This window comes from Sulfuricurvum sp. (genome assembly GCF_049305995.1).
Lineage (GTDB): Bacteria > Campylobacterota > Campylobacteria > Campylobacterales > Sulfurimonadaceae > Sulfuricurvum.
Window position 1 is genome coordinate 1 of sequence record NZ_JBAQPS010000253.1, and the last position, 8,615, is coordinate 8,615.

Below are 8,615 nucleotides of genomic sequence, written 5' to 3' on the forward strand. Positions count from 1 at the left end.
TGTTGGAGAAAATTTCGATAACGGGAGAGGTGGGTCAGGCTCTCTTTGAGTATCTGTGTGAGAATCACTGAGAAAAAGAGAAACCATAAAAGTGTCGCTCCAAGACCAAATACTACACCATACGCTATCGCCCACGTGAGCGAATCAGCAGCGGCACTAAGTGTCATCATGGTGATGACAGGGGCGCAAATGGACATGGATAAAAGGGCTCCTGTGATAAACAGAGGAATTTGCCCTTGCGGTGTATGCGGCGAGGTGGAGCAACACGACGAGGAGGCTTTGAGTGAAAACCATAACCGCCCCGCGAGGATGATCGTAATACTTCCGAGCAAGTATCCTATGAGAGTAGTGTCGCTGATAATCGATTTAACCATACTCGCACCCGCATAGGCGACGAGGGAGAGAAAAATATATCCGCTAATCCGTCCCAGGCTGATAGGGAGTAATACCCGAAGGCTTTGTTGACGTGTACCGCTGTTTGCCAATAAAATCGGCGATAACAACGGCATACAGGTGAGCATACAAGCGGTTGCCCCATAGGAGAGGGCGACGATAAAAAGGGAGAGGAGAAGTGTTATTTCCAATGCCTATTTCCTTAAAGTGTTTTTTTAGTTAAAAAACTAAGTTCAAATTGAATTATGAATTAAAAGTGTTACATTAGTGTTAATTTCTTTTTTTAATTTAACACTAATGTAACACTTCTTTGAAACAATTACGTTTGATAAATCTTTAAGGAAGTTGAATGAATAGTATTAAATTATCTATTACAGCGGTATTAGCCCTGTACGGATCGATGGCGACAGCTGAAGTCGTCGATTTAGGGGATGTGACGGTGAGTGCTTCTAAAATCGAACAATCGACTTTGGAAGCACCGGTCAACGTTTCGGTCATCACTGCAAAAGATATAGAGAAGAACAATAATCAGCGTTTAGGTGATGCTTTGAATGCCAAAGTACCGGGTCTTTATCTGCGTGGAGGTGCTTTAGGGAATGCTCGTCCGGGGGTAACAATGCTGAGTTCTATGCGTGGTCAAGGGGGAACTTTAACCAAAGTTGCTGTTTTAGTTGATGGTATGAATATGGTAGATGCCTATTCGGGTCAAGTGAACTGGGCAATGGTATCTATGGAAGACGTTGAAACTATTGAAGTCGTTCCGGGAGTTGGTTCTTCGCTCTATGGTAGTAATGCAATGGGAGGTGTTATTAACATTACCACAAAAGAACCGACCAAAGAAGAGATGTTGTTCAATTTTGGAACAGGTTTCGGTGATTCAGCAGGCGAGTATGCCAGTATGCTTTATCGGAATAAATTTCATAACGGACTAGGCGTAGTTTTCGGTGCTTCACAAAACAATCGTGATGGATATGTATCAGAATACGTCACTAAAACTCCGACTGGAACACCTGCCGGTGGTGCTATTGTTGTTAATGGGGCAATTCCAACGACCACAACAGCGGGAGTCTCAACTTATATTGTAGGAGATAAGGGAGATAATGCATCTAAAGCACAAAATATTCATGCAAAAGTTTACTATGATCTCTCAAATACATCAAAAATTCATGCGGGATTTGCCTATTCTGATAATAAAAGTTTAGCTACTTCTTATAACAGCTATTTATTAGATGCGAGTGGAAACCCTATTGCGATTGGAACGACAGCAACGAGCCTTAGTCTGGATGGAAAAGCGACAACGATAAAAGAACAAGATTTCGCCGGTTCAATACCAATGGGTAATACAGCGTTGCGCTATTTTGCCGGATATGACGGAAAAATAGAGGATAGTAAACTAAGTCTCAATTTTGGGAAAATTGATCGTGATTCATGGAATGCCTCTATCGGTTCAACGGCTACTTTATCATCAGGGGCAGGAACACTCAGTACATCCCCGAATAGTACGACAAACGCTTCGGCACAGTTAAGTGTTCCTATCGGTGATAGTCATTATATCATTGTAGGTGCTTCGACAGAAATAGGTGAGTTAAATCAAAAAAAATATGCTGTTTCGAATTGGACGGATATGGATACCAAAACGGCGGAACTGGATCGTATCGATGCAAAGAGTACGACCAATTCTCTCTTTGTGCAAGATCAGCTTGCCCTCGGAGATGATTTATTATTCTATATAGGAGGTCGTTATGACTCATGGACGGCAGGGGGGACAGGGGTAGTTACGACCGGTTCGGTTCCAGGAACATTTGTATATCCTGATCGTAGTGAATCGGCATTTAGCCCGAAAATCGCTGCTGTTTATATGCTTAATAACCGAACATCCATCAAAAGTTCGGTAGGGACAGGGTTTCGTGCACCAACTAACTATTATCTCTTTGCTAATCCGACTTTCTCAGGAGCGGCGGCACCCAATGGTAAAATGATCTATTCGAACCCTGATTTGAAACCCGAAAAATCAACAGCATTTGATCTTGGGGTGGAGTATCACTTTGTTGAGGGGGGAAAAGCAACAGCTACCTATTTCGTGACAAAAACAAAAGACTTGATTTATCAAAAAGTCACTAAAGTTGCTCAGTATACGGATCCTGTTATCAATAAAGTGATTGACTATGAGTCACGACAAGAAAATACAGGTGAAGCGTTGGCACGGGGGATTGAACTCGCAGGCGAATATCCTCTCAGCGATTGGTTAGAGGTAAGAGGGAGCTACTCTTATACCGATTCTAAGGTTACAAAAGACGACACCAATACGGGTATGGAAGGAAAACGGGTTACGAATGTACCCAAAAATATGGCTTCACTTGCGTTTGAAGTCAATCAAGGGGATTGGTCAGGAGTATTATCCGGTCGTTATGTAGGAGAAGTGTTCAGTAACAATGATAATTCTGATACCGTGAAAGATGTTTGGACGGGGTATAGCAAATACAGCGTTGTAGATTTAAAAGTTAATTATCAGATCAATAAAAACTTTAAAGCGAGTATGATGGTTGATAACGTACTGAATGAAGAATATTATGAATATTATCGTATGCCTGGGCGCGGTGTAACGCTACAGCTTTCAGCGAATTTTTGATTATGAAACATATTTTACTATTAATAACATTACTGGTATCGCTATGGGCTGATACTCTTTGGCTCGATGAAGCCAAAAAGAAAAAGTGTTGTGAGGCAAAGCTCGGTGCATCGCCTCTCAAAGAGTTGTCTGTTAAATCAGGAACACTGCAAGAAAATGAGAAGATAAAAAATCTGAACGGTTCAGTTTTGTATATCCGAGATATGGATGGCAAGATCGAAGAGCACAATCTTTCAGGCTCAAAAATAACCTTTACCCCTCAATACAAAGGGAACTATCACCTTTTTTTAAAACATCAAGAGGTAGTGGATGGTGTTCTCAACGTTCAACTCTCTACTCACCGACTCTATAACAAAGAGGGGAATCTTTCGTGTTCTTGGACAAAAGAGGTGCGGGGTAAAACCTCCGATTCTCGGTATTTGAGCGAACCGCTTCCGCAACTGCCGTTTCAACTGATGATGGAGAAAACGATCCATAAACATCATGTCAATTGTTGTTTGTATGTCGGAGATATTATCCCTTTGAAAGTCTATTACAAAGGGGAGCTTTTAAAAGATGTTCCTATCGATGTAGCGTTGGAGAGTGGTTGGAAAAACACCATTAAGCCTAATGATGAGGGGATGATGATGGTGGAAGTCCCTAAAAGCACCTATGAGCAAGAGAAAGGGGATAAAAAACGCTCTGAAAAACTACTCGTTAGTGCGACGTACGATGTCAATGAATCGGGCGTGTATGATGGGAAATCGTATACATCGGTACATTACGCGATGAGTATCCCCCTCTCGTTTGGCGATACCCCTCTCGAATACGAATCCAAAACATTAGCGTTTGCTACCGTAATCGGGGTAATGCTCGTCTTTTCTCTAGGACTTTATTATAACCGACGACGCAAGCGTAAAACGCCCAAGGAGATCTATTTTGACGAAGAATAAATTTAGTCTTCGCCGTAGTGTCAATAATATGAACCTCGTGCGGTTTCGGTTTTGGTTTCAGATCGTTGCGTTTGCCCTGATCGTTTACGGTGGATATATCGGACTCGATTTAGGTGATAAGCTCCCGACATTTGCGTGCGTCTTTAACTCGGAGGGGACAGGGGGCAAATGCTATGTCGGTGAGCTTCAGCATGATCTCAAAAGTACCTTCGATACCCTCGCAGGATATGCAGGGTATGCGTTTCTCATCTCACTTGGGATGTTCGCGGTGTGGTTTTGGGTGTTGAATAAAGGGTGGTGCGGTTTCGTCTGCCCTCTGGGGACGATGCAAGACTGGCTCACGATGTTACGTGAAAAAACCAAAATCCGTTACAGCGAATACTCATGGGAAAATCGCGGGAAGATTAAAAGTATCAAATACATTTTATTGATCTTGTTGCTGCTGCTCCCTGTGATGATTGCCAACTCGGTGTTTGGACTTCCGAAACTCCCTAACGGTCTCTCGATGCCGTTTTGCGATATTTGCCCCGGACGGATGATGATTCCGGCATTTACAGGGGATTTTAACCAGTTTTATATCGATTTTTCCTCGAAAACCGATATCGTCATGACCACCATCGGGATGATTATGACAGGGCTGTTTTTGGTTGGATCGTTTATCAAAAAGCGGTTCTTTTGTTATTTTTGTCCGATGGCGGCGTTGCAGTATGTTTTTTCCAAACCTGCACTGCTCAAACTCTACAAAGATGGCTCAAAATGTACCAAATGCGGCGATTGCTACCGAGCGTGTGATATGGATATTCTCGAAATTGCCGACGATGTGACGAGTAAAAATCTAGTCACCGAAGATTGTACCCTCTGTCTCAAATGTGTCGCGGCGTGTCCTGAGGAGGGGTGTTTGGAGGCTAATTTTATGGGAGCCACTATTTTCGAATCGACCAAAGAGGGGTTTGTCCTACGGATGGCAATGGATCAAAACAAGGAGAATCATGCACACTGAACATACGATTGAGACCTCGGCAGAGCGTCAAAACCGCCATAAGGCGATGGAAGCCATTGCTGTTTTGAACAGCTTGAAAGAAGATTTTAAATCTCCGATCCGCAGTATGGGCTATTTTTACGATTTGTTTGAAAAAGTTTATACTCATCATCAACCGCTCCACGAGGGGAAAGCGAAAATCGGGACGATGTGTATCCAAATCCCCTCGGAGATCATCTATGCACTGGATGCTGTACCGATCCGACTGTGCAACGGCTTTTATACTGACGATGAGATTGGTGGTGATCTGTTGCCTCAAAAATCGTGCCCGCTGGTCAAAGCGACGGTGGGGTGGTTTGCTTCGGATAATTTTTCCGATAAACCGGACATCACTTTTTCTCCGACGACGTGCGATCAAAAGACCAAAGCGGGAGCCATCATCGAGAGTTTCGGACATACTGTGATCGATGTCGGATTTCCTCGTACCAAAGAGAGTGAAGAGAGTCGTCACTACTGGCGCGAAAGTGTCAAAAGTTTCGCCGTGAAACTCTCCAAATTTCAAGGGAAAAAGCTGACAAGGTCCAATCTGGAGAGTGCGATCAAAAAGGTGGGGTATGCACAGTCGCTCTATCATAAGCTCACAGAATTTCGAAAAAACAAAGCGGTTCCGATTTTGGGTGTCGATATGTTTTTGGTTACGAACGCTTTTTTCTTTGACAAAATAGATGAATGGATAAGTGCGGTCGAAAAACTGGTTTCAGAGTTGGAACAACGGGCGAGTGAGGGTATCAACGTGGCTGGAAAAGCGAGTCCGCGTATCGTCTATACCGGTTCACCGCCGATTTTCCCCAACTATAAAATCCCACTCATTATCGAACAGAGCGATGCAATCATCGTCGCCGACGAGACGTGCAGTTCGAATCGTATGTTTAACGATATGGTCTCAGTGGATGAGTGGAATCTCTATGACATGATCGATTCGGTTTCGGATAAATATCTTAAAGCGTGTACTTGCCCGATATTCACACAAAACGACGACCGAATCCGCAGAATCATCCAGTTGGTGCGCAGTTACAGCGGTGATGGGGTGATCTATCAAGCGTTTGCGGGGTGTCAGGTGTATGAGATGGAACAGCGCAGTGTCTTGGCGGCGATGGAGCGTGAGGGTATACCGATTCTCTATATCGAGAGCGATTATAGCCCCTCACAACACGGACAGCTTACAACGCGGGTTGAAGCGTTTATCGAGTCATTAAAAAATCGAAAGAGAATGAAAAAATGAGATATTTTGTAGGAATAGATATCGGCTCTACCGCGATCAAAATCAGTGTGGCGGATGAGAATAAAAATCTAGTCGGGCATAAAATCAGCGCGAGCGGGAGTATGTTTTACAAATACGCCCAAGAGGCATTGGCAGAGCTCTTAAAAGAGTTAGGTATTGATGAGCGCGAGGTGGTCTATACGGTAGCCACCGGATACGGGCGAAAGCTTTTTAAAGAGGCGGATGAAAATATCAGTGAGATTACCGCCAATGCCATCGGTGCGCAACAAGCCGCCAAAAGTTATGGCAATATCAAAACAATCATCAACATCGGCGGACAAGACAGCAAGGCGATTTCGCTCGATGCCGAGGGGAATGTGGTCAATTTTGCTATGAACGACCGTTGCGCGGCGGGGACGGGAAAATTTCTCGATGTCGTAGCGATGAATCTAGAGATCGGGGTGGATGAGCTGAGTGCATACCATTTCAAATCGGTGGGGACACCTCTCTCGATCAGCAGTACGTGCGCCGTATTTGCCGAATCGGAGATTATCGGATTGCTAGGGAATAACCATAGCGTCGAGGACATCGTCTCTGGGGTTCACTACTCTATCGCCAAACGGATTGTAAAACTGGTGAAACGGGTAGGGGTCAAAGAGAACGTCTATTTCGACGGAGGACCAGCTCTCAATGATGGGTTGGTGAACGCAATCGAAAATGAGCTGGGGCATAAAATCTTTGTCCCTGAATATCCGCAGATCACGACATCCTACGGTGCGGCCGTGTTGGCGTGTGATGCGTTTTTGAGTGAATCGGCAAGTTAGAAAAATAAAAAAAAGGAAAAACAGATGGAAAATAGTGGTTGGTTGGAATTTGCCCATAGCGGGATTGATTATGGGATTATCGGGATTTTGGTACTGATGAGTGTTGTTTCATTGTGGCTTTTTGTTGAGCGGATAATGACGTACGGCGGGATTCAAATCGAAACGTACAGAACTAAAGAAGAACTCGAACTTGATTTAGGAAACAACGTCAGCACGATCGCGACCATCGGCTCTAATGCTCCGTATGTCGGACTTCTTGGGACGGTATTGGGGATTATGATTACTTTTTATAGCCTTGGTGATGTGGGGGCAGTCGATCCGAAGAAAATCATGACAGGATTAGCTCTGGCACTCAAAGCAACGGCTATGGGTCTCGTGGTTGCTATTCCATCGATCATCTTTTACAATATACTACTGCGTAAAATGGAGAGACTCCTCACCATGTGGGAAATCAAAAACAAAGGGTAACCCATGAAAATGAAACGTATGGACACGATCAACGTTATCCCCTTTATCGATATTATGCTCGTTCTTTTGGTAATGGTTCTCACCACGGCGACCTTTATCCGAACAGGACTTATCCCCGTTGATCTCCCCGATGCCAAAGGGACTGCCGCAGAGCATAAACCATCGGAACTGAAACTCACGATCCAAAAAGACGGAACGTTGATGCTGGGAGAAGAGAAAACACCGATTACCTTGGCTGATTTTGAACAAAGGGTTGTTGCAGGGGGTAAAGAGATGACCGTCGTACTCTATAGTGATAAAGATGCGGCATTTCAAAATTTTGTCGGTGTGATGGATGTTCTCAAACGACTCGGACATGAACAGCTCTATATTGTCACCGACAAACAAAAATAAGTAGGATATTAGGATGAATTATCGAATTATGCTTGCATCAACGGCTATGATTAGCAGTGTGTGCGCGCAAGAGATTGTTACGTTAGAAAAAATCCAAATCGCGGAGGATTATACCGCTATCGATGAGCGACGGGATAACTCTATCGCGAAACGGATTATCAAAGCAGAGGAGTTGACCCAGTATGGGGATGCGAATGCGTTAGAGATTCTCCGACGCACCCCCGGAGTAACGATCCCAAATGGCAAAGGACCCGCTAGCGCACCGGGTAAGGGATACACGGTAGTGATGATCGACGGTGAAGCGACTTCGACCGGAACCAGTAAAAGAGTTAGCCCACTGGAGCAGATTTCACCCGATATGATCGAGCGGATCGAGGTGATGAGCAACGGTTCGGCGGAGTACACTGCCGAATCGATGGGGGGGATCGTCAACGTCGTTCTCAAAAAACCAAAGGCGGAGGGACGAACCTCTGCAAAAGTGACACTCGGTGCTTACGGTGAGGATTTGAGCGAAACCGCGTATGTGCAACGAGAAGGGAAACTCGATAAAGTTTCGTATTTGGTAAATCTGAACGCATCTAATAATATCAAAGAAGATCGAACCGACATCGTAACCGATAAAACAGCATTGGATACCAATGAAGAGCGTGATGATCGGAGCAAAAATCGCTCCGTAGGTGTGCGGGCAAAGCTCAACTACTCCCCTTCCTCACGCCTTAAAATACTCTATGACGGG

At 44.5% G+C, this 8,615-nt stretch carries 9 protein-coding genes; 8 read left to right on the top strand and 1 reads right to left on the bottom strand.

What is annotated here, in order from left to right:
• A partial coding sequence (locus tag WA010_RS08655; RefSeq protein ID WP_422556728.1) for a sulfite exporter TauE/SafE family protein occupies nucleotides 1–584 on the bottom strand: 584 nt, incomplete at its 3' end.
• Between the two features lie 158 nt (nucleotides 585–742).
• Here WA010_RS08655 and WA010_RS08660 point away from each other — a divergent pair.
• The 8 genes from WA010_RS08660 to WA010_RS08695 form a co-directional block, all read left to right on the top strand.
• Complete coding sequence (locus tag WA010_RS08660; RefSeq protein WP_422556729.1) at nucleotides 743–3,022, top strand: TonB-dependent receptor; 2,280 nt, start codon at nucleotides 743–745, stop codon at nucleotides 3,020–3,022.
• Nucleotides 3,023–3,024: 2 nt separating this feature from the next.
• Nucleotides 3,025–3,954: a hypothetical protein gene (locus tag WA010_RS08665; protein ID WP_422556730.1), complete on the top strand. Its 930-nt coding sequence runs from the start codon at nucleotides 3,025–3,027 to the stop codon at nucleotides 3,952–3,954.
• A complete protein-coding gene (locus WA010_RS08670; protein WP_422556731.1) occupies nucleotides 3,941–4,954 on the top strand; it encodes a 4Fe-4S binding protein in 1,014 nt (337 codons plus the stop codon). The genes WA010_RS08665 and WA010_RS08670 overlap by 14 nt, the downstream gene beginning before the upstream one ends.
• A complete protein-coding gene (locus WA010_RS08675) occupies nucleotides 4,944–6,215 on the top strand; it encodes a 2-hydroxyacyl-CoA dehydratase subunit D (protein WP_422556732.1) in 1,272 nt (423 codons plus the stop codon). The genes WA010_RS08670 and WA010_RS08675 overlap by 11 nt, the downstream gene beginning before the upstream one ends.
• Complete coding sequence (locus WA010_RS08680; protein WP_299991092.1) at nucleotides 6,212–7,018, top strand: acyl-CoA dehydratase activase; 807 nt, start codon at nucleotides 6,212–6,214, stop codon at nucleotides 7,016–7,018. The genes WA010_RS08675 and WA010_RS08680 overlap by 4 nt, the downstream gene beginning before the upstream one ends.
• 24 nt (nucleotides 7,019–7,042) lie before the next feature.
• Complete coding sequence (exbB, locus tag WA010_RS08685) at nucleotides 7,043–7,486, top strand: TonB-system energizer ExbB (protein ID WP_422556733.1); 444 nt, start codon at nucleotides 7,043–7,045, stop codon at nucleotides 7,484–7,486.
• A gap of 3 nt (nucleotides 7,487–7,489) precedes the next feature.
• Complete coding sequence (locus WA010_RS08690; RefSeq protein WP_422556734.1) at nucleotides 7,490–7,879, top strand: ExbD/TolR family protein; 390 nt, start codon at nucleotides 7,490–7,492, stop codon at nucleotides 7,877–7,879.
• A gap of 13 nt (nucleotides 7,880–7,892) precedes the next feature.
• A partial coding sequence (locus WA010_RS08695; protein ID WP_422556735.1) for a TonB-dependent receptor plug domain-containing protein occupies nucleotides 7,893–8,615 on the top strand: 723 nt, incomplete at its 3' end.

Excerpts from the sequence above, each read along its gene's own strand:
- WA010_RS08680 (WP_299991092.1), top strand. The coding sequence starts at position 6,212 with ATGAGATATTTTGTAGGAATAGATATCGGCTCTACCGCGATCAAAATC.
- WA010_RS08660 (WP_422556729.1), top strand. The coding sequence starts at position 743 with ATGAATAGTATTAAATTATCTATTACAGCGGTATTAGCCCTGTACGGA.
- WA010_RS08665 (WP_422556730.1), top strand. The coding sequence starts at position 3,025 with ATGAAACATATTTTACTATTAATAACATTACTGGTATCGCTATGGGCT.
- WA010_RS08690 (WP_422556734.1), top strand. The coding sequence starts at position 7,490 with ATGAAAATGAAACGTATGGACACGATCAACGTTATCCCCTTTATCGAT.
- WA010_RS08675 (WP_422556732.1), top strand. The coding sequence starts at position 4,944 with ATGCACACTGAACATACGATTGAGACCTCGGCAGAGCGTCAAAACCGC.
- exbB (WP_422556733.1), top strand. The coding sequence starts at position 7,043 with ATGGAAAATAGTGGTTGGTTGGAATTTGCCCATAGCGGGATTGATTAT.